Here is a 24,224-nt window from a genome sequence, read left to right as displayed (position 1 = left end):
TGGTCGCTGTCGACCTGCTCTCCACGGACGTGGAGGTGTTCCGACGTACGCGATGACGCCCCCGTCTCGGTTGCCCTGCTCTCCACGGACGTGGAGGTGTTCCGATCATCTTTCGGCGGCGGCGGCCTTGCGGTGTCTGCTCTCCACGGACGTGGAGGTGTTCCGCGCCAGAAGCGCATCATCTCCGCGATGGACGACTGCTCTCCACGGACGTGGAGGTGTTCCGAAACGGAAGGGAGTCTGACAATGGGTACATTCCTGCTCTCCACGGACGTGGAGGTGTTCCGACGGTCGCCGCGTCCCACCGCATCAGCGTCCCCTGCTCTCCACGGACGTGGAGGTGTTCCGCGGCGGGCCGACCGGATTTTCGACCCGGAGAACTGCTCTCCACGGACGTGGAGGTGTTCCGAAACAGGTGCCGCCGTTCCCCCCGTGCCGGAGCTGCTCTCCACGGACGTGGAGGTGTTCCGCCGATGGACTGGGACGACATCGACACCGACTCCTGCTCTCCACGGACGTGGAGGTGTTCCGACCTCCGCCGAGATTTCCTTCGCGAGCGTGCCCTGCTCTCCACGGACGTGGAGGTGTTCCGGGGCACGGTGCCTGGAACCCCGCCGGGCTCTACTGCTCTCCACGGACGTGGAGGTGTTCCGGCCCTCGACGCGATGAAGGCCGAACGCAACGGCTGCTCTCCACGGACGTGGAGGTGTTCCATGCGAAGCACATCAGATGAGTTTGCCGTGTTCCTGCTCTCCACGGACGTGGAGGTGTTCCGGTGCCGTATTTCCACACGTCACCGGTGGTGGCCTGCTCTCCACGGACGTGGAGGTGTTCCGCCAGGGGCTCATCGGACCGGCCTCCCCTCGGGCTGCTCTCCACGGACGTGGAGGTGTTCCGACACCTACGACCTCCCCGACCCCGCCAAGGCCCTGCTCTCCACGGACGTGGAGGTGTTCCGGACACCGCGGTCACCATCTGGAACGGCATCAACTGCTCTCCACGGACGTGGAGGTGTTCCGTCCTGCCACGACTGGAACACGAGCGTGCATCACTGCTCTCCACGGACGTGGAGGTGTTCCGACGATCCGCGGCGACGGCAAGGAAAGCGAACCCTGCTCTCCATGGACGTGGAGGTGTTCCGTTGAGGAGCTCGGCGGCGGGGATGAGCAGCGGCTGCTCTCCACGGACGTGGAGGTGTTCCGCCGGTCGACGTCATGGCCGAGCTCGTGCGCATCTGCTCTCCACGGACGTGGAGGTGTTCCGGACAGCAGGTAGTCGTCGGGCACCTCGGGCGGCTGCTCTCCACGGACGTGGAGGTGTTCCGCGCGGCCGCTGGAGCTGGTCGTGCGCCGCGAGCTGCTCTCCATGGACGTGGAGGTGTTCCGGCCTACGACCTCGCGCCCGACCCGCTCACCGCCTGCTCTCCACGGACGTGGAGGTGTTCCGATCTGGGCGTACAAAAACGAGCGGCTGACCACCTGCTCTCCACGGACGTGGAGGTGTTCCGAGGGTCCCGCGGTAGCGGGTGGGGATGGACGGCTGCTCTCCACGGACGTGGAGGTGTTCCTACGCCGATGGCGATAAATACCACGACAACTGCCTGCTCTCCACGGACGTGGAGGTGTTCCGGGGTGGCGCGACTGGAAAAAAGAGGGGCCGGCCTGCTCTCCACGGACGTGGAGGTGTTCCGGTGGATCCGGAGGCGGATGCGCACCTGTGGCCCTGCTCTCCACGGACGTGGAGGTGTTCCGCTCGGCCGCGCCGGCGCCGAGGCCCTCCAGCAGATCAACCTGCTCTCCACGGACGTGGAGGTGTCCTGGCGGTTGGACAAGGCCGTCACTGGCCGGACGCCCTGTTCGCTAAGTGGTTCGTCTGGCAGGCGTGCAGCGGCCCTATAGCGGTCCGGGCCAAGAGCAATCCTTTCTTATTGGGTTGAAAATGCTGCTCAGGGCAGTCATTTGGAAATAATGCGCGTCCGCCTGAAAAGCGGAAGGTCGCCGTTGGAGATCTGCTCGGCTGTGGATGATCTGTGGATAAGTTAACGAAGAGGAGAGATAACCCGCAGGTCACGGCCCGTTTTTGAAACCATAGGTTGTGGGTTCGAGTCCCACTGGACCCACCACAAGCCCAGCTCAAAGAGCATGAGAAAACCGGGCAGGCCGTGAAGGCCCACCTGGTACAGCAGCTGCCCCAGCGCCTCGCCGAGCCGCCGCAGCGCCTCGCGCGTGGCCTCATCGGAGACCTTCGTGTACACCTCCATCGTGATGCCGAACTTCGAGTGCCGAAGCATCCGCATCGCGACCCTGGGGTGCACGTCGAGGTCGGCCAGCAGCGAGCTGCATCTCCTGCCCGCCTACGCCCCGCACCTCGACCCCGACGAGCTGGTGAACGCCGAGTTGAAGCGGCGGCTTGCCGGCAAGTTGATCACCGCCGAGACCGAGTCGGTCACCGAGGCCCGCGCCGTCCTGCGCAGCTTCCGGACCGGGTCACCGGCTTCTTCGGGGCTCCGCATACGAGCTGCGCTCCGGCCTGATCGCCCGCCGAGCCGAACCCTTGAGGCTCGAAGCCGACGGGTCCGCAGCAGGGTGCGTCACAGGCTGAGGCGTCACCGATGAAACGGGGAGGCCGGTCCAGGCCCGTCTTCGGAACCACCCCGGGAAGGATGAGACTGGTGGCCGACTGGGCAACCCGCCGCACCAGAGCCGACCGCCGGGAGCTGCTGTGGAGGAAGATCCACGCTGAACGCGCCGCCCTGGCGGACGACCTCGCCGGGCTCGGCGACCGGCAATGGGAGACGCAGTCGCTGTGCGAGGAGTCGACCGTGCGCCAGGTGCCGGCGCATCTGACCGCAGGCGCCCCTGATCGCTAAACATCGACCTCAGCCGGTAGTGCCACGGGAGTACCGCGAAGTGTCAACCGCAGGAGACTACGGCGGCGATGCTCGGCGGAAACCATTGGGGTCATGCTCAGACCAATTGAAACAGCTGCAAGGGAACGACAGTCGTTGGACGGCGTCTGGCGATTCGCGGCGGACTACAGCGCGGCCGGTCACGCCGAGCGATGGTGGTCCGCGGAACTTCCGGGGACCGTCGACATGCCGGTTCCGGCCAGCTACAACGATCTTCTTCCCGACGAGAGGCTCCGCGACCACGTGGGCCTCGTCTGGTACCAGACGCATGCACGCCCGCCGCGTTCCTGGGAGGGGCGACGCATCGTCCTACGTTTCGACGGCGCGGCCCACGACGCGACGGTGTGGGTCGGCGACACGATCGCCGCGCGGCACACGGGCGGTTTCCTTCCCTTCGAAGTCGATGTCACCGACTTGCTCGCCTGCGGTGAGCGGAACCGGATCACCGTGGCGCTCAGCAATGAGCTGAGTTTCTCCTCCATGCCCCCCGGCCGGTCGCATCGAACGCCTGCCGGAACGGTGTCGCAGGCACTGACCGCCGACTACTTCAATTACACCGGGCTGCACCGGCACGTGTGGCTGTACGCGACGCCTGCGGACCACATCGAAGACGTCGCGGTCCGCACCCGCCTGGACGGATCGACCGGGCTGATCGATTACGACGTCACCATCTCCGGCTCTGCCGAAGTGTCGGTCCGCCTTCGGGACGCGCAGGGTGGCCACGTCTCCTCGGCAGTGGGCGCGGCCAGCACACTGGAGGTGCCCGAAGCGCACCTGTGGGAGCCGGGCGCGGGCTACCTCTATCGGCTGGAGGTCGAATACGGCCAGGACATATACGAAGTGCCCGTGGGCATCCGGACCATCGAGGTCGACGGTCGGCGGTTCCTGATCAACGGCAAGCCGTTCACCTTCAAGGGCGTCGGACGTCATGAGGACAGTCCCATCCGGGGACGCGGCCACGACGACGCGCTCATGGTGCACGATTTCGCCCTGCTCGACTGGCTCGGGGCGAACTCCTTGCGCACCACGCACTACCCCTACCCGGAAGAAGCGCTCGACTACGCCGACCGGCACGGGGTCGTCGTCATCGACGAGACCGCCGCGGGCATGGTCAACCTGGCCATGGACTTCGGCCCTCGTACCGGCCCGCCGCCGGAGACCTTCGGACCGGAAGGCTTCGGCGCGGAGGCCCGGGACGCCTGCGTGCGCGCCGCCCGCGAGCTGATCGAACGCGACCGCAACCACCCCAGCGTCGTCATGTGGTGCCTCTCGAACGAACCCGATTCGGCGGCCGACGGTGCCAGGGAGTTCCTGGCACCGATCGTCGCCGAAGCGCGAGCACTGGATCCCACGCGCCCGGTGTGCTTCACGAACGTGTTCCTCGCACCGCCCGAAAGGGACAGGATCACCGACCTGTTCGACATGGTGTGCCTCAACCGCTACCAAGGCTGGTACGTCAACGGCGGCGACCTGGCCTCCGCCGAACTTGAACTGCGGGCGGAACTCGACCGATGGGCCGAGCGGTACGACAAACCGATCCTCATCACCGAATGCGGTGCCGACAGCCTGGCCGGCCTCCATGAGACGGCACCGACGATGTGGACCGAGGAGTACCAGTCTGCGGTCATCGCCATGGTCGCCCGCGTGGCCGAGCAGCATGATGCCGTGGCGGGCCAGCACGTCTGGAGCTTCGCCGACTTCCTGACCCGCCAAGAGGTCATCCGGCCCGGCGGCAACCTCAAGGGCCTCTTCACCAGGGATCGCAAACCGAAGGCGGCCGCCTTCGACCTGCGGCGGAGGTGGATCGAGTCGTGAAGCGCCGCCGCATCATCGGATATGGCCTCGGCGAAGCCGCCAACGAGGCCTCATACGCCTCGGTATCGCTTCTGCTCCTCTCCTACTACACGGACGTCGTCGCCATGAACGCCGCGATCGCCGGGATCGTCCTCATGGTCGTGCGCGTCATCGACGCCGGTTTCGATCTGTTCGCAGGCCGCGTCATCGACCGCACCTTCACCCGCTGGGGCAAGGCGCGGCCGTTCCTCCTGGCCGGCGGACTGCCGATGGCCCTGATGGGCGTCGGCCTGTTCGCGATGCCCGAGCTCGGCAGGACCGGTCAAATCATCTACGCGGGCTTGACGTTCACCCTCTTCGGCCTCGCCTACGCGTTCAGCCAGGTGTCGCTAGGCACCCTGGCGGCGGCCATGACCCGCGAACCCCGCGAGCGCGACCGCCTCGCCATGGCCCGCTCCACCGCCTCGTTCTTCGTGTACCTCCTGCTGTACGCGGTGATCGTGCCCTCCTTGGAAGGCGTGCCCGATCTCGGCACGGCCTACCTGTTCGTCGTCGGCGGCGCATCCGTGATCTCCGTGGTGTTCTTCGTGTGCGCCTTCGCATTGACGCGCGAGGAAGGGAACCGCGATGCGAAGCACGAGTCGGTGCCCGTCACGCTGCGCCAGAGCATCGCCGCGGTCCGCGTCAACCGGCCGCTGATAGTCCTGTGCGCCGGCATGGTCTTCATGCTCATCGGCTTCGAGGCGTTCAACTTCGGGGCGCTGTTCTACGCGCGGTTCCTCGCCGGAGGCTTCGACGCCTTCATCGTGATGGCAATTCCGATCAGCATCGGCCAAGGGCTGTTCGGCTGGCTGACACCGCGGATCACCGCCCGGCTCGGCAAGCGGCGAACCTATGTGGTCGCCGGGGTGGTGGCGGCGGCCGGACATCTGACGCTCCTGCTGGTCCGACCGGACGACTCATGGTGGTTCGTGCTGGTGATGCTCGGCGTGGCCTCCGCGGGTTCCGCCGTGGTGCAGACGGTCCTGTTCTCCATGCAGGCCGACACCGTCGAGTACGGACAGTGGCGCACCGGCCATCGCGCGGAAGGGGCCACCTACGCGTTCTTCTCCTTCGCGCGCCGATGCGGCAACGCGGTCGCCTCGGGGCTCGCCGGTTTCGCGCTTGCGGGGAGCGGCTATGTCGCGGACGCCGCCACGCAGCCGTCCGGCGCCCTGTGGGGCATCCTCGCGCTGGTGGGACTCGTCCCCGCCGTCGGATACCTCCTCGCGGCCGTGTGCATGGGCTGGTACCGACTCACCGAGGCGGAGCACCGGCGCATTGTCGCCGAGATCGAGGCATCCGCTGATGGACATAAGGAGGACGCGTGCTCGCCGCTCAAGGCTTCCTGATCGCCGCGATCGCGATCAGCCTCATCAGTCTCGGCCAGACCGTCGCGCACCTGTGGGACGACGCCTATCTCGTGCCGAACGCCGGCGACGGGCCGAAGCACGCGCAGTTCCACTTCCAACGCGAGGCGATGGGCGACCTGGGGCACATCGCGGTGATGCTCCTGGCGATCTTCGCTCCCGCGGGAGAACGCGGGCCGCTGCTGTGGTGGATCCTCGCCGTGACCACGGCGTCCTACTACGGCGCCTATTGGACCGGGCACCTGCTCATCGGCACCGGCGCCCCGAACCGGTACGCCCGCGCTGTCCATATCGCAGTGTCGAGCTGCGGTGCGACCGCACTCGCCCTCTCCTACACCCACTTCCGATAACCGTGAACGCCGCCGTCCTCGACCTCGGTGATACTGGAGGCATGACGATCCGCGTACTCCTCGCCGACGACCAGGCACTCGTGCGCGGTGCATTCGCCCTTCTCGTCGACTCCGCACCCGATATGCAGGTAATCGCCGAGGCCGGGGACGGGGCGGAGGCCGTGGCCCTCGCTCGCGAGCACTTCCCGAACGTCGCCGTGATGGACGTGCGAATGCCCGGGCTCGACGGCATCGAGGCGACTAAAGCCATCACGGCCGCAACGGAACTCGCGAGTGTGCGGGTGCTCGTGCTCACCACCTTCGAGACGGACGAGAACGTAGCGCTGGCGCTGCGAGCCGGCGCCAGCGGCTTCCTCGCCAAGGACACCCGGCCCGCCGACCTGCTGGAGGCCATCCGCACCGTGGCCGGCGGCGACGCGCTGCTGTCGCCCGGCGCGACCCGCGCGCTCATCGAGCGCTTCCTGAGCCACCCCGAACCTCCTCCACCGCAGTTGCGCTCCCGGCTCGATTTGACCCCGCGGGAGCGGGAAGTGCTGGTGCTCATCGCACGCGGGCTCTCCAACACCGAGATCGCCGAGCGGCTCCATGTCAGTCCGCTCACCGTAAAGACCTACGTCAGCCGCATCCTCACCAAATCGGGCGCGCACGACCGCGCCCAACTCGTCATCGCCGCCTATGAAACCGGGTTGGTCGCGGCCGGACCGGCGCCGTCATGACCAGGCGCTGGGCGGAGGCGCTGCTGGTCCTTGGGCTGTTCCTCGCCGCCGTCCTGGCGTTCAGCGTCGAAGAGGGGCCGCCGTCAATGCTGGCACTGGTGCTCACGGCGGTCGTCGTGGCACCGGTGGCCGCGCGCCGACGGTGGCCGGTCGCCGCCTTTGCGGTCTCATTCGCCGCCTTGGTCATCCACATCGGATTCGGCTACCCGCATGCGCCACTCCTGCCCGCTTTGATCGTGGTGCTCTATGCCGTGCTCGCGAGCACCCCTCGTGTCACCGGCATTGCGATCGCCATCGCCAGCGGCGGCGTCCTCAGCGCTGTGGCACTCGCTTCGGGCGTGCTAGGCCCGGTGGAGGTGCTCACATCATTCGGCTGGATCGGACTGGCGATAGCGGCGGCAGAGATGGTCAAAGCCCGCCGCTTCGCCGCCGACGCCGCCGAGGACCGAGCGCAGCGGGCCGAGCAACTTGCCGAAGAAGAGGCCGCGCGCAGAGCTGCGGAAGAGCGGGTTGTGATAGCCCGCGAGCTCCACGACGTCTTGGCGCACAGCATCACCGTCATTGGCGCACAGGCGGCCGTGGCCCGGCATCTCGACGAGCCTGAGTCGACCACGGCGGCCATCGCGGTCATCGATGACGCCGCTCGCGATGCCATGGAGGGCTTGCGCATTGCGATCGGCGTCCTCCGCAACGGTGAGGTCGAGCCTCTGGCACCGGCTCCGACATTGGAGGACCTGGAAACCCTCGTCGACCGGGCCGGCGTGGCCGGGCAGCAGGTCACCGCGACGGTTTCCGGGCGCCCAGATCCGAAGCCGTCTCCGGTCTTGGAGCTGTGCGCGTTCAGGATCGTGCAGGAATCGCTCACCAATGCCGCCAAGCACGCCCCAAACCGCCACGTCGCAGTCGACATCGCCTACCTGCCGCGCCTCATGCGGGTGCGCGTCACCAACGACGGGCACGCCGAAGCGGCACCGAGCATTCGGCCGGGGCACGGCATCAACGGCATGACCGAGCGTGCCCGAGCCATCGGCGGCACGCTGAGCGCAGGACCGCGGGCAGGCGGCGGATTCGAAGTGCAGGCGGAACTGCCACTCTGATCAAACAGTCACAGCCCTGCTCGCCCGGATCGATGGGGGCGCGCTCGACCGGGCCGTCCGGCCGCACCGGTCCTGTCCGCGGTCAGCGGCTTCAGACCCGAACGCCAGGCCGCCGCGGTCGCACTGAGATCCGGCGGCGCGGCGGGTAGTCTTCGGCCTCACCGGTTCAGAGTACTGAAGGTCGAAGAGGTCCATAATGGATGAGATCTGCGAAGTCGTGGTCACCGCGCCGGGCGTCGATGAGCTCGCCGCGCTGACGAGGCGGCTCGTGGACGACCGGCTGTGCGCCTGCGGACACCAGGTCGCCGAGATCCGCTCCGTCTACCGATGGGAGGGCGAGGTGCACGCCGAGCCCGAAGCCCGCGTCATGCTGCACACCCGACGCAGCCTCGTTCCGGCCGTCATCGAGGCCGTGAAGGCATCGCACCCCTACGAAGTGCCCTGCGTGATCGCCCTGCCGATAGCCGAGGCGAACCCCGACTACCACCAGTGGGTCCTCGCCGAGACGCGCGACCCGTAAGGGCCCTGGGGCAGCGGTTCGCGAGTGGTGCCATGTCCTCCGGCGGGTCTCTCGGCCCTTCAGGAGGCCATGGCCCTGTGGCGAGGGCCGTCGGACATCCGGCCGAAAACCGGCAGGAGCGCGGTCGACGCGGCGAGCGACGTAAGAACCCCGTGCCATGGCGCCACTAACGTCGAGAACCGATGAGATGAGGCGATCCCATGACCAGCACCGACCCCGCGACCCCGGACCTCGATCTCGGCCTCCTCTCCCCTGAGGAGAGCCTCGATGCCGACGAACTCGGCGACGACGTCTACGACGCCGGGTACTCCCCGCTGGATCGGCGACCGGCCGGCCTCTCCTGGGGGTTCACCCCGAACGAGGCGCGGTCCGGGGAGCCGCTGTCCGCCCGGCTCGCGCGCGAGCTCCCCGAGGAGGACGCGGAGATCCTCGGGGACGGCATCGGCGACGCGATCGACACGGACGGCGAGGTCATCGACGACCAGGTCGGTTCGGTCCGCGCCGGCCGCCTCACATGGGCGGACCCGGACCGCCTCGACCCGGCGTCGGATTTCCGGGCGCACGACATCGGCATCGACGGCGGTGCGGCGTCCGCCGAGGAGGCGGCGGTCCATATCGTCGTCGACCTGCCTGAGCAGCCCTGAGCGGCCGCTCGGCGCCCTCGATCCGACCGAACAACGCAAGGGGAAGACGAACATCGATGCGCATCCGTAGGAACACCAAGACGGCGGGCCCGCCGGTTCTCCCGGGTCTTTCGCAGGCGCCGCCGAATGAGGCCCGGCGACTGTCGCCGCAATCGGACCGGCCGGGGCGCCCTGCTGCGGGCCGCGGACGCGGGAGGCGGGCATGAGCGCGTTGACGCCCGGCTTCAGGGGAGGGCGGCGCACGGTCAGCGATCGGGTGCCGCCGGGGCAGTATCTGACCGAGGGTTTCCCGGTGTTGAGTGCGGGGCCGACGCCGGTGGTCGATACCGGTGAGTGGTCGTTCACGGTGGTGAACGAGGTCGGTGAGCGTGTGTCTTGGGATTGGGCGGCGTTCTCGCGGTTGCCGCATGAGTCGCCGACGGTCGATATTCACTGTGTCACGCGCTGGTCGAAGCTGGATACGACGTGGCGGGGCGTCTCGGTCGATACCCTGCTGGCCGAGGTGGCGACGGCGGCGGATTTCGCGGTGGTGCACTCGGTCGACGGGTACACGGCCAATGTGCCGTTGCAGGACCTCACCGACGGCCAGGCCTGGGTGGTGACCGGGTACGAGGGTGCGCCGCTGGCGGCCGAGCATGGCGGTCCGGCCCGGTTCCTGGTGCCGCACTTGTACTTCTGGAAGTCCGCCAAATGGGTCTCCGGCATCACCCTGCACGACGAGGACCAGCCGGGTTTCTGGGAGCGGGCGGGCTATCACGACTACGGGGACCCCTGGCTCGAGCAGCGTTATCAGTCGGGGTGGTGACCGTGTGGCAGCAGGCGCGCTTGGTCGAGCGGCTCCGTGAGACTGATTCGGCGGTGACGCTGGTCTTCGAGCCCGAGGAGTGGTCGGGGCATCTGGCCGGGCAGCATGCCGACATCCGGCTCACTGCTGATGACGGCTACCAGGCGGTGCGCTCCTACTCCTTGGCCGGGCCGGTCGAGGAGGGGCGGGTCGTGTTCACGGTCCAGCGTGTCCTGGGCGGTGAGGTGTCCACGTATCTGTGCGACGACCTGCCGGTGGGGGCGTATGTGGAGGTGCGGGGGCCGGTGGGGGGCTGGTTCGTGTGGCGTGGCACCGATACCCGGCCGGTGATGCTGCTCGCGGGTGGTTCGGGGATCGTGCCGTTGCAGGCCATGGTCCGCCAGCGTCGCGCGCTCGGTTCCCGGGTCCCGTTCCGGCTCCTGTACTCGGTGCGGACCCCTGAAGACGTCATCTACGCGGACGAACTCGCCCGGCCCGAAGGCGGCGTGGACGTCGCGGTCCGGTACACGCGCGAGGCGCCCCCCGGGGCCCGGCGGGCGCCCCGGCGCCTCGGGCTCGTCGACCTCAACACCCACGGCTGGCCCGCCGAGTTCGAGCCGATGTGCTTCGTCTGCGGCCCCAACGGGTTCGTCGAGGCGGCGGCCAACATGCTCATCACGCTCGGCCACGACCGGCACCGGATCAAGACCGAACGGTTCGGCTGACCTAGGAGGACACCATGGACCACTTCGTCGACGGCAACGCGCTCGCCGGTTCGCTCCGGCAGGTCTTCAGACCCGACATCACCACCGCCGAGGCCCGCTGCGCCGGGTGCGGCGCGGTCCGCCCGGTCGCGGACTTCCGCGTCTACACGGCCGCGCCGGGCGCGGTCGCGCGCTGCGCGGCCTGCGGTCAGGTGACGCTGCAACTCGTGCAGAGCCCGGGCGCCCTGTGGCTCGGCATGAGCGGGCTGTCGTACCTGCGGTTCCCGCCGCCCGGCCGGTGAACCGGCCCGGCGAGGCGGCGGCCGGAAGCGCTCCGCGTCCGCATCACCGGGCCCGGCGTCAGCCGAGCGCGGCGGCCACGCGCTGCCGCAGGAACGGCAGCAGCTCCTCGGCGAACCACGGGTTCCGGGCGTGCCAGCGGAAGTTGAGCGGTGAGGGGTGCGCGACGGGTATGAAGTCCGGCGAGTAGTCGCGGAACGCCCGAACGGTCTCGGTCAGGTTGCGCCGCCGCCGCGGGCCCAGGTAGTAGGCCTGCGCGTAGCCGCCGATGAGGACGGTGAGCCGGATGCCGGGCATCAGCCGGAGCAGCGGCGGGTGCCACCGGGCGGCGAACGCCTTCCGGGGCGGCAGGTCGCCCGTCGGCCCTTTGCCCGGATAGTAGAAGTCCATCGGCAGCAGCGCGAACCGATCGGGGTCGCGGAACTCCCGCTCGGTGACGCCGAGCCACTCGAACAGCCGCTTCCCGCTGGCGTCGTTCCAGGCCGTGTTCGACTCCTGCGCCCTCCTGCCGGGTGCCTGCCCCACCACGGCGACGCGGGCGCGGGGCCCGGCGGCGTACAGCGGCAGGTACCCCCGGGCTCCCATCGCGGCGTTGCCGGGGTCGTCGACGATCGCCTGCCGGATCGCCGCGAAGCCCGCCCCCGCCCCGGCGCGCCCCTCGCTCACGGACGCACGAGGATGATCGTCTTGCCCTTGGCCCGCTCGGTCGGGTTGAACGCCGCGACGGCGTCGTCGAGGGCCGCGACGTTCCCGACGGCCGTCCGCAGGCGCCCCTCGCGGACCCGCTTGACGAGCTCTCCCAGCTGGGCGCGGTCGGACTCGACCACGAAGTCGATCGCCAGGCCCTCCGCGGGCCGCGCCTCCGGCGGGCCGGCGACGGACACCAGCGTCCCCCCGGCGCGGACCAGCCGCGCCGACCGCTTGCCGATCTCCCCGCCGATCACGTCGAACACCAGGTCGACCTCGCCGACCTCTTCCAGGGCCTCGCCGTCGAGGTCGACGAACTCCTGTGCGCCGAAGTCGAGCGCGGCCCGGCGGTCGGCGGCGCGCCCGGTGCCGATGACGCGGGCCCCGGCCTCGCGGGCGAGCTGGGCCGCCATCGATCCGACGGCGCCCGCGGCGCCGTGCACGAGGACGCTCTGGCCCGCCTGGAGGCGGCCGTGGTCGAACAGCCCCTGCCACGCGGTCAGCCCCGAGATCGGCAGGCTCGCGCCCACCGTGAAGTCGACGTCCCCCGGCAGCGGGGCGAGGTTGCGCGCCTCGACCGCCGCGTACTCCGCCAGCGTGCCGTCGCGCGTCCAGTCGGTGAGCCCGAACACCCGCTGCCCCACGGACAGCCCCCTCGTGCCGTAGCCGAGAGCGGCGACCACGCCGGCCAGCTCGTGGCCCGGCACCGACGGCGCCCGGTCCCGGCCCAGGCGGTCGGTCCAAGTGGAGGGCCAGGTCAGCTCGTCGCGAGTGAACCCCGACGCGTGGACTTCGACGAGCACGTCGTTCCCCGCCGCCTCGGGCCGCGGGCGCTCCTCTAGCGTCATCCCGGCCGTTCCCGCGGCCTCATCGGTCACCACTATCGCCTTCATCCGGCCCCTCCTCGACGTCGGTCCGCGTGATCGCGGCGGACACCCCTCACGGCGTTGGCGGCGCCTGCGAACGCCGTCTTACCGCTCAGGCCCGGGTTTTTCGCGAACGCGCGGCGGCCGGGGGAGGCGAACCGCTCGGGACGCCGTCGGTAAGACGGCGCGAACCGCCGACGCTCATGTACTGGACGGGTCGGTCCCGTCGGCCGCCTCACCGGAGCCGCTCGCGGATTCCGGCGGGCCGGCCCCCGAGCACCGTGTTCGGCCGCCCGGCGGCCGAACGAACGAGGAGGCAGTATGGCAGACGGCGATGAGGGCATGGTCACGCTGACCGGCCCCGAGCAGGACGAGGCGGGCCCGGCGTCACCGGCTCCGGCGGCAGGCCTCGTCATCACCGAGAACAGCGAGCGCGGCGTCTACGAGGCGGCACTGGACGGCGAGACCGTCGCCGGCCTCGTGTACAGCAGGGCCGGCGGCCGCGTCAGCCTTCTGGCGACCTCGGTCCTCCCCGAGCACCGGGGCAGGGGTGTAGCGGTCGGGCTCCTCGGCGCCGTGCTCGACAGGCTTCGGGCGCGCGGCGAGACCGCCATCGCCACCTGCCCGTTCGCGGCGGCGTTCATCGACGCCCACCCCGAGTACCGCGACGTCCTCGACCCCGCGACACCGCGCCACCGCACGGCCGGGGGCTGAGCGGAGGCGCTCGGCGGCGCCTGACGCCGCGTGCGGGGGACGGGGTCCGCACGCGGTCACCGCGGCGCCTCGCCCTGCCCGCCGGCGAGCAGGTGCAGATGCGCGATCGCCATGTCGACGGCGGAGGCCATCGGCGCGACGTCGCGGGCGGTCTGCGCCAGCAGGTAGCCGCCCTGGACGGCCGCCACGAACCCGGTCGCGAGCCGGCCCACGTCGGCGTCGGGAGGGACGCGCCCTTCCGCCTGGAGCCGGCGGAGGACGCCTTCGAAGAGCTCCTGCCACGCCGTGAACAGGTCCTGGAGCTGGCGGCGGGCGACCGCGTCCTGATCGGAGACCTCGTTCGCCAGGGACCCCAGCGAGCACCCGTACCGGCCCTCGTGCAGGGAGTTGTTCTCGATGAGCGCGTCCCGCCACCGCCGCAGGCCCGCGAACGTGCGCACCTTCTCGAGGCGTTCGCGCTCGACGGTGATGGTCCGCTCGCCCACCAGTTCGATCACCGCCCGCACCAGGGCCGGTTTGTCCTCGAAGTGCCGGTACAGCTGCGATTTGCTGACGTTGCTCGCCGAGACGACATCGTCCAGAGTCGTGCCGCCCACCCCGCGCACGCGCATCAGATCCGCGGCGCTGGCGACGATCCGCGACCGCGTCCTCGCACCGCGCGCGGTCAGCCGCGCGGCCGTGATCGGGTGCGAACTCTCCTCCACGCCACCATGGTACTGAAAAAGGGCAGCGTGAACCACGGTGCGGCGCGGGAGCCGACCGCGATCGCCATGCCGACTCGGGCGCCGGCGACGTTCGACGCGCCGCCGATCCAACAGGACGCAATAGTACACATTCCATCTGCTTGAGACGACCGGGGGCGGCTCCTGGTGCCGTCCTACTCTCGACTCTTTTATGCCTGCTCATCATGTGCATAGCCTGCTGAGGGCCGTGGCTTCCGGGCTCGAAGGCGCCCTTGTCGAACCCGTTGCGCCAACTTATTCTGGACGATATCGTTCTGTTGTGGGTGTCGGCAGGGCGGTGCGACGCCTTGAGGGCCGACCTCGCCGGAATGGAGCTGACCGACATGGACATGGATTCGACCTCGTGGCTGACCGCGCTCGGCGGCACCACCGGCGCCGAGCGGGACTCGGCCTTGGTGGACCTGCACGGCCTGCTGCTTCGAGTGGCCCGCCACGAGGCCTACCGGCGCGGACCCGCCGCCCGCATCGGCGGGTCCGAACTCGACGACCTCGCGCATCAGGCCGCCGACGACGCCATGGTCTCCCTGCTGGCGAAGCTCGGCACCTTTCGCGGAGAGAGCCGGTTCACGACCTGGGCGTACCGCTTCGCGGTCCTGGAGGTCGCGAGCAAACTCGCCCGCCACCACTGGCGCCGGGGCGCGGTCTCCCTGGACGCCGAGGACTGGGACCGGCTCCCGGCGCGCTTCGGCGACGACCCGCCGACGCGGACCCAGCACCGGGACCTGGTCGTCGCGGTGCGCCGGGCCGTGGCCGACACGCTGACCGACCACCAGCGGCGCCTCTTCGTCGCCGTCGTGCTCGACGGCGTCCCCCTGGACGCGATGGCGGCCCGGTCCGGCTCGAGCCGCGGCGCGATATACAAGGCCGTGTTCGACGCCCGGCGCAAGATCCGCGCCTACCTGACCGCCAACGGGTACCTCGAAGAGGAGCCGAAGGACGCCCGCCCGACCGACCGGCCGAGATCGCGGTCACAGTCGGCCCCCGCGAGAACCAAAAGACAGTACTGCGGGGTTGTAGCCAGTGGCGCCGCACCCGGCGGCGCATGAACCCGGTCCCGGCGCGGCTCCCCGAACCCGAGGGGCGCGGCGGGCTCCGGCCGCCGTCCGACGCGGCCGGCACCAGCAGTGAGGAGCACGCACCATGACCAGCGGAACGCACGACACCGGCGAGATCACCCGCAGGCCGGGCACGGAGACGGCCGTGCTGGCCGGAGGGTGCTTCTGGGGCATGGAGGACCTCATCCGCCGCCAGCCCGGCGTCCTGGACACGCGCGTCGGCTACACCGGCGGCGAGAACGACCACGCGACGTACCGCAAGCACCCCGGCCACGCCGAAGCGGTCGAGATCGTCTTCGACCCGACCCGGACGACGTACCGCGACGTCCTGGCGTTCTTCTTCCAGATCCACGACCCCTCGACGCTGAACCGCCAGGGCAACGACATCGGCACCAGCTACCGGTCGGCGATCTTCCCGCTCGACGCCGAGCAGGAGCGGATCGCGCGCGACACGATCGCGGACGTCGACGCCTCGGGGCTGTGGCCGGGCAAGGCGGTCACGACGATCGAGCCCGCCGGCCCGTTCTGGGAGGCCGAGCCCGAGCACCAGGACTACCTGATCACCTACCCGAACGGCTACACCTGCCACTTCCCGCGGCCGGACTGGGTGCTGCCCAGGCGCCCCTCGGCGTGAGGCGACCGCGAGGCGCGGCGCCCGGCCGCCGGGGGCCGGGTCGCGCGCGACCGCCGAGCGGACGGCGACCGGACATGACCGCCCGCACGCGCGGGAGCTGGGGTGACCTGGCGGTGGGGGTTCCCCGAGGTCGGCCGGACCCGCCCGCCCGCGCGGGAGCCCGCGGCGGACGCCGACCGGCGGGCCTGTGACGCGGCGCATCATCGGCACACTGGTGTTCACCAGGCTTGTCCGAGGGTTTCCTGCGGCGTAACGAGCCGGTGACACGCACCGGCCAGAGTGGTCCGCGAGGCCCGGAAACCGGCCCGCACCGCGGGAGGGGCCTCACCGCCGCACCGGCGCGGCACGCCGTTCGCATCACCGCCCGGAAGGAACCACCGATGGACGCCTACGCGCTCCTGGCCATGCAGCTGATCAAGTCCGAGGCCGAGTCGGCCCTGCCCGACGCCCCGGTCGTCCCGCACCGCCCCACGCTCTTCGAGCGCATCGCGGACGGCGTCACCGCCGCCCGCCGGGGCCTCATCGCCCGCGACCTGCGGGCGGAGGCCCGGCTGCCGAAGCGGGCCGACGTCCGCAGGGCCGCCTAGGGCCGCACGAGCACGCGCGGCGGGGCCGGGGATCGCGATCCCCGGCCCCGCTCCGATGCCTAGGCGACCTGCGCACCGTCGATGTAGGCCCGCTCCACGCGCGAGTAGTAGTCGAGCGGGTCGCCCGACCACACGCAGAAGTCGGCGTCCTTGCCCGCCTCGAGCGAGCCGATCCGGTCCTCCACGCCCAGCACGCGCGCCGGGTTGAGGGTCACCGACCGCAGCGCCGCCTCGCGGTCCAGACCGGCCTTGACGCACTCCATGACCTGCACGATCAGGTACTGGACCGGTACCACCGGGTGGTCGGTCATGATGACCAGCTCCACGCCCGCCTCGGCCATCCGCACCGCGTTCTCGGGGAAGCGCTTGGCGGTCTCGACCTTCGCGCGGGCCGTCAGCAGCGGCCCGAACAGCACCGGGATGCCCTTGGCCGCGATGACGTCGGCGAGCAGGTGCGCCTCGGTGCCGTGGTCGAGCACCAGCCGGTAGCCGAACTCCTCCGACACCCGGATCGCCGTCGCGATGTCGTCGGCGCGGTGGCAGTGCTGGCGCCACGGGATCTCGCCGTCGAGGACCTTCACGAGGTTCTCGAGCCGCAGGTCCCGGTCGGGGGCCTCCGCGTCCCGGTACCGCTCGGCCGCGACGAACGCCTGGCGCAGCACGCCTGCGACGCCCATGCGGGTCTTGGGGGTCTGGCCCTTCTCGCCGTAGACACGCTTCGGGTTCTCGCCGAGCGCCGACTTGATCCCGGCGGGGGAGCGCATCACCAGCTCGTCCACCAGCCGCCCGCCCGCGGTCTTGACGACGACGCACTCGCCGCCGATGACGTTCGCCGACCCCGGGTTGACGCACGCGGCCAGCACGCCGCCCGCGACGGCGTCCGCGAACCCGGCCTCGGCCGGGTTGATCCCGTCGAGCGCGCGGACGTAGGCGGTGTTCGGGTCGGTGCCCTCGTTCGTGTCGTCGCCCGCCCAGCCCTCGCCGGTCTCGTGGACGCCCAGGTGGGTGTGGGCGTCGATCAGGCCCGGCACGATCCACTTGCCGGCGGCGTCGTGGACGGGGAGGTCGTCGGGCACGGGCAGGTCGGGGCCGCCGACGGCGTCGATGCGCCCGTCCCGCACGATGATCACGCCGTTCTCGATCGGCGCGGAGGTGATGGGGACGATCGTCGCGCCGCGCAGCGCGTACTGGGATTCGGACATGAACCCGCCTTCCAGGTGCCTCATGGGGTGGTCGGGGCGGTGGCCCCGGCCCCATACTGCCCGATGAACTAGCCGTGCGGCTAGTGGATGCGCGGATTCGTGGAGCGTCCCACTCGTCTTTTCGTACGGGGTACGTTGTGCGATGTACATCGTACTAAGTACGTTTTATGGTGTGCGTTTCACGGGGATGCCGGTGTTCGTGCGTCGTACGGTGTACTTTGTGCGATGCCTTTCTCCGTGCTCAGTACGGTGTACTCCGTACGGCTTTTCCTCCGTGCACCGTATGTCGTGTCCTGTACGTTGTACTTTGTACGACACTGGCTCGGCCCTCACGCCGCCCAGCGGATGATCTCCTTCGTCACCGTCTCCGGCGCCTCCTGCTGCGGGAAGTGCCCGATGCCGTCCAGGAGCTTCCACTCGTAGCGGCCGTGCACGTACCGGCCCGAGCCCTGGGCGGTGCGCGGCAGCACGCACTTGTCGAGCGCGCCGTGCAGCTGGAGCGTCGGCACCGGGGTCGGGCGCTGGAGGAGCTTCACGAACCGCCGCCCCGCCAGGCCCATCGCGGTGCGGAACGGCCACCGGAACGCCTCCAGGGCGCAGAACGCCGCCTGCGGGATCTGGATGACGTCGCGGCAGGCCCGCACGTACTCCTGGAAGTCCCGGCTGCCGCGCCAGCCCGGCCCCGACCACGTGTACATGAGGTCGGCGACCTTGCGCGCGTCCCAGGCGGTCAGCTTGTGCTCGTAGCGCGGCATCTGGAACGCGAACAGGTGCCGCGAGGCCGTCAGCTGGCCCTTCGGGTCCACTGCCAGCGCCGCGCGCTGGCGCAGCGGGTGGGCCGCGCCGAGCACCACCAGGGACTTGAACTGCCGGGGGTGGAACGCGGCGGCGGCGAAGCCGAGGATGCCGCCGAGGTCGTGGCCGACCACGGTCGCCTCGCGCTCGCCGAGGGCCCGGACGAGCCCGACGACGTCGGCGGCCATCGTGTACGCGTCGTAGCCGCGCGGCGGCTTGTCGGAGGCCCCGTAGCCGCGCAGGTCGGCGGCGACGACGCGGAAGCCCGCGTCGGCGAGGGCCGGGATCTGGCGGCGCCAGGCCCACCAGAACTCCGGGAAGCCGTGCAGCAGCAGGATGAGCGGGCCCTCCCCGGCCTCGACCACGTGGAAGCGCGAGCCGTTGGCATCGATGTGCCGGTGGGTCCACGGGCCCTGCTTGAGGGCGGCGCTGTCGGCGAAGGTCTTGCGGGTCACGCAGTGAAGCGTACGAGGTCGGGACCGGCTGGACCGACCCCGACCTCGTCACGAAACGCTAACGGCCCGAGCGCCTAATCCTCGCCGCCGCCGCGCAGGCCGACCTTGATGCGGCCCATGACCGTGCTGTCGGCGAGCGTGGTCACGTCGCCGATCTCGCGGTCCTCGGCGATGTCCTTGAGCAGCCGCCGCATGATCTTGCCCGAGCGGGTCTTCGGCAGCTCGGCCACGACGATGACCTGGCGCGGCTTCGCGATGGCGCCCAAGGTCTTCGCGACGTGGGCGCGCAGCTCCGCGAGGTGCTCGGGGCTGGAGTCGCGCCCGCCGCGCAGGATCACGAACGCGACGATGCCCTGCCCGGTCACCGGGTCGGAGGCGCCCACGACCGCGGCCTCGGCCACGGTCTCGTGGCTCACCAGCGCGCTCTCCACCTCGGTCGTGGAGATGTTGTGCCCGCTCACCAGCATGATGTCGTCGACGCGGCCCAGGAGCCACAGGTCGCCGTCGTCGTCCTTCTTCGCGCCGTCGCCGGCGAAGTACATCCCGTCGAAGTGCGCCCAGTAGGTGTCCAGGAACCGCTGGTCGTCGCCCCAGATCGTGCGGAGCATCGACGGCCACGGCTCGCGGATGGTCAGGAACCCGCCGCCGCCGTCCGGCACCGACTCGCCCTGCTCGTCCACGACGTCGACCGAGATCCCCGGGAGCGGCCGCTGGGCCGAGCCGGGCTTGGTCGCCGTGACGCCCGGGAGCGGGGAGACCATGATCGCGCCGGTCTCGGTCTGCCACCACGTGTCCACGATGGGGGTCTGGCCCCCGCCGATGTGCTCGCGGTACCAGATCCACGCCTCGGGGTTGATCGGCTCGCCGACCGACCCGAGCAGGCGCAGGCTCGACAGGTCGAACGCCGCCGGGACGTCGTCGCCCCACTTCATGAACGTGCGGATCGCCGTCGGCGCGGTGTACAGCAGCGTCACGCCGTACTTCTGGACGATCTCCCAGAACCGGCCGGTGTGCGGCGTGTCCGGGGTGCCCTCGTACATGACCTGAGTGGCGCCGTTCGACAGGGGGCCGTAGACGATGTAGGAGTGCCCGGTGACCCAGCCGATGTCGGCGGTGCACCAGTACACGTCGGTCTCGGGCTTGAGGTCGAACACCGCGTGGTGGGTGTACGAGGCCTGCGTCAGGTACCCGCCGGAGGTGTGCAGGATGCCCTTGGGCCGGCCCGTGGTCCCCGAGGTGTACAGGATGAACAGCGGGTGCTCGGCGTCGAAGGGCTGCGCGGTGTGCTCCGCGGAGGCGGTGCCGACCGTCTCCTCCCACTTGACGTCGCGGTCGTGCCACTCCACGTCCTGGCCCGTGCGGGTCACGACGAGGACCTTCTCGACCGACGGGCACCGCTCCAGCGCCTCGTCCACCGTGGGCTTGAGCGCGAACGGCCTCCCCTTGCGGAACCCGCCGTCGGCGCAGATCACGAGCTTCGCGCCCGCGTCCTCGATGCGGCTCGACAGGGCGGTCGCGCTGAAGCCGCCGAAGACCACCGAGTGGGGCGCGCCGATGCGCGCGCACGCCAGCATCGCCACGGCGGCCTCGGGGATCATCGGCATGTAGACGACGACCCGGTCGCCCGCCTCCACGCCCAGGTCCAGGAGCGTGTTCGCGGCGCGCTTGACCTCGTCGAGCAGCTCCGCGTACGTCACGGCGCGGCTGTCGCCCGGCTCGCCCTCGAAGTGGATCGCGACCCGGTCGCCCAGGCCGGCCTCCACGTGGCGGTCGAGGCAGTTGGCGGCGACGTTGAGCTCGCCCCCGGTGAACCACTTCGCGAACGGCGGGTCGTCCCAGTCCAGGACGCGGTCCCACTCCTTCGACCAGTCGAGCCGGCGGGCCTGGCGCTCCCAGAAGGCGAGGCGGTCGGCAGCGGCCTCCTCGTAGGCGGCCGCGGTGACGTTCGCCGTCTTCGAGAACTCGGGCGCCGGGGGAAAGGTCCGCTCCTCCGACAGGAGATTGGCAAGCGTCTCTTGCGGGGTTTCTGCCACGGGTATTCGCTCCTTACAGATCTACACGCCGATGCGCGACTGTGAGGCGGGTCTATGTTCCGCAACACTAGCGCGAACCAGGCGACACGGAACGTTCGCCCGACGACGCACCGGCATCCGGGAAGCGCCCTCGCCGAACGGCCCGCAGGCGGTCGCCGGGCGGCCCGCGGGCGGTTCGCGCCCTTTCGCGGTTCCTCCGTCTCAGGGACCCGACCGCGCCGATCCGGGAGGTATCGTCGGACCGGTGCACAACCGTGAACTTCGCTACCATCTTGTGACTGCCCTCTAGACCGCCCGGTGCGCCGTATCAGTGCCCCACGCAAAAGGTAAGGTTCCGCCCGTGGATCCTCTCGCGCCTCTCCTCGAACTCTCCGAGGTTGCCGACGCCCTTGAGAACGCCAGAACGACCGTCGACCGGATGCTCTGGCACGAGGCCCTCCGCGGCGGTGATGAACTCGTCGCCTCGGAAGTGGCCCTGCACAGCGCCTCCGCGACACTGGCGCTGGACGGGTACGACTGCGACGTCGAACGGCTCCGCGCCGGCGAGTTCGACGACCCCGTGGTCAGCGGCGTCCTCGCCATCGAGGAGGCCCTGCCCGCGCTCGTGGACGTCTGGGCCGTCTCGCCGCGGTTCGTGCTCGCGAAGCTCCACCTGCTCGCCACCCGCGACCTCCCGGGCGCCGGCGTCGACTTCGAGCCCGGCCGCATCGAGGTCGACACGGCCGGCTCGGCCCGCATCAACGCGCTGTGCGCGCTGGTCGCCAACCCCACCAAGGAGATCCCGGCCGCCATGGCCGCCGCCGTCGTCCACGGCGAACTCCTCGCGGTGCGGCCCTTCCCGGTGGCCAACAACGTGGTCGCGCGCGCCGCGACCCGCCTCGCCCTGGCCAGCAAGGGCATCGACCCGAACCTGCTCATCACCGTCGACGCCGGGCACCTCGAGCGCCAGCCCGAGTACGTCGGCGCGCAGCGCGCCTGGTCCACCGGCACCCCCGACGGGGTCCGGTCGTGGCTCAAGCACTACGGCAAGGCCCTCGAGGCCGGCGCCGCCGAGACGCTCCAGATCTGCACCGAGCTGATGAAGGACGCTGGTTTAGCGGTCAAGAGGACTGCGCCGAGCTGATGAAGGACGCTGGTTTAGCGGTCAAGAGGACTGCGCCGAGCTGATGAAGGACGCCGGTTCAGCGGTCAAGCCGCGCATCGCGCCGGAGACCGCCCGCGGAGCCCTCGCGGGCGGCGGGTCCTAGGCGTCGTCGCCGGCGAGTTCGGCGCGCAGGCGCTGCTTCTCCTCGCGGCGGCGCTTGACGGCCGCGTCGATGTGGTCGATCATCGCCTCGCGCTGCCCGCGCAGCAGTACGAAGCCCAGCACCATCGACACGAGCAGGGCGGCCGCCAGCGCCAGCAGCAGGTTGATGAAGAACGCCAGGGGCACCGCGACGGCGGCGAACAGGCCCGCGCGGGCCAGGAAGTACTTGGCGACGGGGTTCATGCGCGCCGCTCCTCTCCGAAGGACTTGACACCTGCGTACCACAAGGGGCCGTAGACCAGCGCGGCCGCCAGGCCGCCGAGGCCGCCCGACAGCATGGGCGGCCAGGCCACGGGCGCGATGACCGCGACCGCGAGCCCCGCGCCGAGGCCGAGCACGACGCCGATGCCCATGAGCGCCCACCGGGAGGCGCCCGCGTACCGCCGGAACTGCTCGGTGAACACCCAGACCGTCGGCAGCGCCGCGATCCAGCCCGAGGTCTCGCCGAAGCCGCGGCCCGTCGGGAGCACGAACACCAGGTCGATGACGACCAGGACGCCCGCGCCCATCACGAAGTAGGCGAGGACGGCGCCCATGAGCTGCCCCAGGGACTCCGCCTTCGCCGGTTCCCGCGTCCGTTCGAGGGATTCGTCCCGCGGCACTAGAACTTCACCGACTGGGGCTCGGCCCGGCGCTCGCCGATCGACTGCGGCCCTTCGTACTCGCGCACGACTTCGTAGCGGGTGTTGCGCTCGACGGGCTGGAACCCGGCGTCGCGGATGAGCTCGAGGAGGTCCTCGCGGCCCATCTTGTCGGGGGTGCCGTAGTCGTCGGCGTCGTGGGTGATCTTGTACTCGACCACCGAGCCGTCGAGGTCGTCGGCGCCGAACGAGAGCGACAGCTGCGCGACGTCCAGGCCGTGCATGACCCAGAAGCACTTGACGTGGTCGAAGTTGTCGAGCAGCAGGCGCGAGACGGCGAACACCTTCAGCGACTCGGCCGGGCTCGCCATGGTGGTGCGCGCCTGGAGCAGGTTGCGGACCTTGCCGTCCTTGGAGTCGTGGAAGTCGTGCTGGTAGCGCAGCGGGATGAACACGGCGAAACCGCCGGTCTCGTCCTGGAGCTCGCGCAGGCGCAGCACGTGGTCGACGCGGTGGCGGGGCTCCTCGATGTGGCCGTACAGCATCGTGGCCGGGGTCCGCAGGCCCTTCTGGTGGGCGAGGCGGTGGATGCGCGACCAGTCCTCCCAGTGGCAGGCGTGGTCGACGATGTGCTGCCGGACCTCCCAGTCGAAGATCTCGGCGCCGCCGCCGGTGAGCGACTCCAGGCCCGCCTCGATGAGCTCGTCGAGGATCTCGTCGGCGTCCAGGCCGGAGATCTTCTCGAACCACTGGACCTCGGTGGCCGTGAACGCCTTCAGGTTGACCTGCGGGAGGGTCTCCTTGAGGGCCTTGAGGACCCGCGGGTAGTAGCGCCACGGGAGGGTGGGGTGCAGGCCGTTGACGATGTGCAGCTCGGTGGGGGCGTCGCCCTTCATCTGCTCGGCGAGGGCCACGGCCTGCTCGACGCGCATCGTGTAGGCGTCGGCCTCGCCGGGCTTGCGCTGGAACGAGCAGTAGGCGCAGGAGGCCGAGCAGACGTTGGTGAGGTTGAGGTGCCGGTTGACGTTGAACATGGTCCGGTCGCCGTTCTTGGCGGTGCGGACCCCGTGCGCGAGGCGGCCGAGCCAGGCGAGGTCGTCGCTCTCGTACAGGCCCACGCCGTCCTCGAAGGTCAGCCGCTCGCCGGCCGCGAGCTTCTCCTCGATGCCGGCCTTGAACTTCGCGTCGTCGTCCACGGCGCCCCCAATCTGTGCGGTTCAACAGAAGCGTAGCCCCGCCGCGACGCACCGCCCGGAGCGCGTGAATCGCGTGTGAGGCCGTGAACGCGAACGACGCCCGTGACGCGCAACCGCAGATGCGAGAGTTGCGTGTCTTCGGTA

The 24,224-nt window shown here is 70.4% G+C and carries 24 protein-coding genes, 2 pseudogenes and 1 CRISPR repeat array (1 of these 27 cut by a window edge); of the genes and pseudogenes, 16 read left to right on the top strand and 10 right to left on the bottom strand.

Annotated elements, in window-relative coordinates; translation table 11 throughout:
- Positions 1–1,819: direct repeats of the CRISPR family, unit length 29 nt; unit sequence CTGCTCTCCACGGACGTGGAGGTGTTCCG (it extends 291 nt beyond the left edge of the window).
- Between the two features lie 366 nt (positions 1,820–2,185).
- Positions 2,186–2,353: pseudogene (locus tag LO763_RS29790) on the bottom strand (site-specific integrase); the annotation flags it as partial.
- 309 nt (positions 2,354–2,662) lie between these two features.
- Here LO763_RS29790 and LO763_RS11325 point away from each other — a divergent pair.
- From LO763_RS11325 to LO763_RS11275, 11 genes and pseudogenes are all read left to right on the top strand, one after another.
- Positions 2,663–2,857 (top strand): annotated as a pseudogene (locus LO763_RS11325) (maleylpyruvate isomerase N-terminal domain-containing protein); the annotation flags it as partial.
- Between the two features lie 105 nt (positions 2,858–2,962).
- A complete protein-coding gene (uidA, locus tag LO763_RS11320; RefSeq protein WP_369431968.1) occupies positions 2,963–4,723 on the top strand; it encodes a beta-glucuronidase in 1,761 nt (586 codons plus the stop codon).
- Positions 4,720–6,093: a glycoside-pentoside-hexuronide (GPH):cation symporter gene (locus tag LO763_RS11315; protein WP_230602100.1), complete on the top strand. Its 1,374-nt coding sequence runs from the start codon at positions 4,720–4,722 to the stop codon at positions 6,091–6,093. Before uidA ends, LO763_RS11315 begins: the two co-directional genes overlap by 4 nt.
- Positions 6,069–6,461: a hypothetical protein gene (locus tag LO763_RS11310; protein ID WP_230602098.1), complete on the top strand. Its 393-nt coding sequence runs from the start codon at positions 6,069–6,071 to the stop codon at positions 6,459–6,461. Before LO763_RS11315 ends, LO763_RS11310 begins: the two co-directional genes overlap by 25 nt.
- A gap of 41 nt (positions 6,462–6,502) precedes the next feature.
- A complete protein-coding gene (locus tag LO763_RS11305; RefSeq protein ID WP_230602096.1) occupies positions 6,503–7,177 on the top strand; it encodes a response regulator in 675 nt (224 codons plus the stop codon).
- Positions 7,174–8,274: a sensor histidine kinase gene (locus tag LO763_RS11300; protein WP_230602095.1), complete on the top strand. Its 1,101-nt coding sequence runs from the start codon at positions 7,174–7,176 to the stop codon at positions 8,272–8,274. Before LO763_RS11305 ends, LO763_RS11300 begins: the two co-directional genes overlap by 4 nt.
- Positions 8,275–8,470: 196 nt before the next feature.
- Positions 8,471–8,794, top strand: a complete 324-nt coding sequence (cutA, locus tag LO763_RS11295) for a divalent-cation tolerance protein CutA (RefSeq protein ID WP_230602094.1) — start codon at positions 8,471–8,473, stop codon at positions 8,792–8,794.
- A 200-nt stretch (positions 8,795–8,994) separates the two neighbouring features.
- Positions 8,995–9,438 (top strand): DUF5709 domain-containing protein, encoded by a 444-nt coding sequence (locus tag LO763_RS11290; protein ID WP_230602092.1) that lies wholly within the window; start codon positions 8,995–8,997, stop codon positions 9,436–9,438.
- A 202-nt stretch (positions 9,439–9,640) separates the two neighbouring features.
- Complete coding sequence (locus LO763_RS11285; RefSeq protein ID WP_230602091.1) at positions 9,641–10,243, top strand: molybdopterin-dependent oxidoreductase; 603 nt, start codon at positions 9,641–9,643, stop codon at positions 10,241–10,243.
- Positions 10,210–10,947 (top strand): ferredoxin reductase, encoded by a 738-nt coding sequence (locus tag LO763_RS11280; RefSeq protein WP_369431972.1) that lies wholly within the window; start codon positions 10,210–10,212, stop codon positions 10,945–10,947. Before LO763_RS11285 ends, LO763_RS11280 begins: the two co-directional genes overlap by 34 nt.
- A gap of 14 nt (positions 10,948–10,961) precedes the next feature.
- A complete protein-coding gene (locus tag LO763_RS11275; protein WP_230602087.1) occupies positions 10,962–11,228 on the top strand; it encodes a DUF6510 family protein in 267 nt (88 codons plus the stop codon).
- A 58-nt stretch (positions 11,229–11,286) separates the two neighbouring features.
- Here LO763_RS11275 and LO763_RS11270 read toward each other — a convergent pair whose 3' ends face one another.
- Both LO763_RS11270 and LO763_RS11265 read right to left on the bottom strand, forming a co-directional pair.
- Positions 11,287–11,811 carry a uracil-DNA glycosylase family protein gene (locus LO763_RS11270; protein WP_255672290.1) on the bottom strand — a complete coding sequence of 175 codons (525 nt, stop codon included), beginning with the start codon at positions 11,809–11,811 and terminating at the stop codon, positions 11,287–11,289.
- A 77-nt stretch (positions 11,812–11,888) separates the two neighbouring features.
- The gene (locus LO763_RS11265) at positions 11,889–12,806 is read right to left on the bottom strand and encodes an NADP-dependent oxidoreductase (protein ID WP_230602084.1); all 918 of its coding nucleotides are present in this window, start codon (positions 12,804–12,806) and stop codon (positions 11,889–11,891) included.
- Positions 12,807–13,100: 294 nt separating this feature from the next.
- Here LO763_RS11265 and LO763_RS11260 point away from each other — a divergent pair, with 294 nt between their 5' ends.
- Positions 13,101–13,493, top strand: a complete 393-nt coding sequence (locus tag LO763_RS11260) for a GNAT family N-acetyltransferase (protein WP_230602083.1) — start codon at positions 13,101–13,103, stop codon at positions 13,491–13,493.
- Positions 13,494–13,549: 56 nt separating this feature from the next.
- Here LO763_RS11260 and LO763_RS11255 read toward each other — a convergent pair whose 3' ends face one another.
- A complete protein-coding gene (locus LO763_RS11255) occupies positions 13,550–14,197 on the bottom strand; it encodes a TetR/AcrR family transcriptional regulator (protein ID WP_230602082.1) in 648 nt (215 codons plus the stop codon).
- A gap of 362 nt (positions 14,198–14,559) precedes the next feature.
- Here LO763_RS11255 and LO763_RS11250 point away from each other — a divergent pair, with 362 nt between their 5' ends.
- The 3 genes from LO763_RS11250 to LO763_RS11240 all read left to right on the top strand — a co-directional run bounded on the left by LO763_RS11250 (position 14,560) and on the right by LO763_RS11240 (position 16,512).
- Entirely contained in the window at positions 14,560–15,282 is a 723-nt protein-coding gene (locus tag LO763_RS11250) for a sigma-70 family RNA polymerase sigma factor (protein WP_230602081.1), read from the top strand.
- Positions 15,283–15,376: 94 nt separating this feature from the next.
- The gene (msrA, locus tag LO763_RS11245; protein WP_230602080.1) at positions 15,377–15,925 is read left to right on the top strand and encodes a peptide-methionine (S)-S-oxide reductase MsrA; all 549 of its coding nucleotides are present in this window, start codon (positions 15,377–15,379) and stop codon (positions 15,923–15,925) included.
- Between the two features lie 380 nt (positions 15,926–16,305).
- Positions 16,306–16,512: a hypothetical protein gene (locus tag LO763_RS11240; RefSeq protein ID WP_230602079.1), complete on the top strand. Its 207-nt coding sequence runs from the start codon at positions 16,306–16,308 to the stop codon at positions 16,510–16,512.
- 59 nt (positions 16,513–16,571) lie between these two features.
- Here the strand turns inward: LO763_RS11240 and LO763_RS11235 are convergent, their stop codons facing one another.
- From LO763_RS11235 to acs, 3 genes are all read right to left on the bottom strand, one after another.
- A complete protein-coding gene (locus LO763_RS11235) occupies positions 16,572–17,714 on the bottom strand; it encodes an amidohydrolase (RefSeq protein ID WP_230602078.1) in 1,143 nt (380 codons plus the stop codon).
- Between the two features lie 329 nt (positions 17,715–18,043).
- On the bottom strand, positions 18,044–18,964 hold the full coding sequence (locus LO763_RS11230) for an alpha/beta fold hydrolase (RefSeq protein ID WP_369431967.1): 921 nt from the start codon (positions 18,962–18,964) through the stop codon (positions 18,044–18,046).
- A 74-nt stretch (positions 18,965–19,038) separates the two neighbouring features.
- Positions 19,039–20,997, bottom strand: a complete 1,959-nt coding sequence (gene acs / locus LO763_RS11225) for an acetate--CoA ligase (protein ID WP_230602077.1) — start codon at positions 20,995–20,997, stop codon at positions 19,039–19,041.
- Positions 20,998–21,337: 340 nt separating this feature from the next.
- On the opposite strand from acs, the gene LO763_RS11220 reads away from it, so the two are divergent.
- Entirely contained in the window at positions 21,338–22,120 is a 783-nt protein-coding gene (locus LO763_RS11220; RefSeq protein WP_230602076.1) for an oxidoreductase, read from the top strand.
- 120 nt (positions 22,121–22,240) lie between these two features.
- On the opposite strand, the gene LO763_RS11215 is transcribed toward LO763_RS11220, so the two are convergent.
- From LO763_RS11215 to mqnE, 3 genes are read right to left on the bottom strand one after another with little or no spacing between them, the layout of a single operon-like run.
- Entirely contained in the window at positions 22,241–22,486 is a 246-nt protein-coding gene (locus tag LO763_RS11215) for a DUF4229 domain-containing protein (RefSeq protein ID WP_230602075.1), read from the bottom strand.
- Positions 22,483–22,905 (bottom strand): hypothetical protein, encoded by a 423-nt coding sequence (locus tag LO763_RS11210; protein ID WP_230602074.1) that lies wholly within the window; start codon positions 22,903–22,905, stop codon positions 22,483–22,485. The genes LO763_RS11215 and LO763_RS11210 overlap by 4 nt, the downstream gene beginning before the upstream one ends.
- On the bottom strand, positions 22,905–24,080 hold the full coding sequence (gene mqnE / locus LO763_RS11205) for an aminofutalosine synthase MqnE (protein ID WP_230602073.1): 1,176 nt from the start codon (positions 24,078–24,080) through the stop codon (positions 22,905–22,907). The genes LO763_RS11210 and mqnE overlap by 1 nt, the downstream gene beginning before the upstream one ends.
- Positions 24,081–24,224: the final 144 nt, after the last annotated feature.

This window comes from Glycomyces amatae, assembly GCF_020991375.1.
Lineage (GTDB): Bacteria > Actinomycetota > Actinomycetes > Mycobacteriales > Micromonosporaceae > Glycomyces > Glycomyces amatae.
Note: the sequence above shows the minus strand (reverse complement) of the source record. Positions and strands in the feature narration are given on the sequence as shown.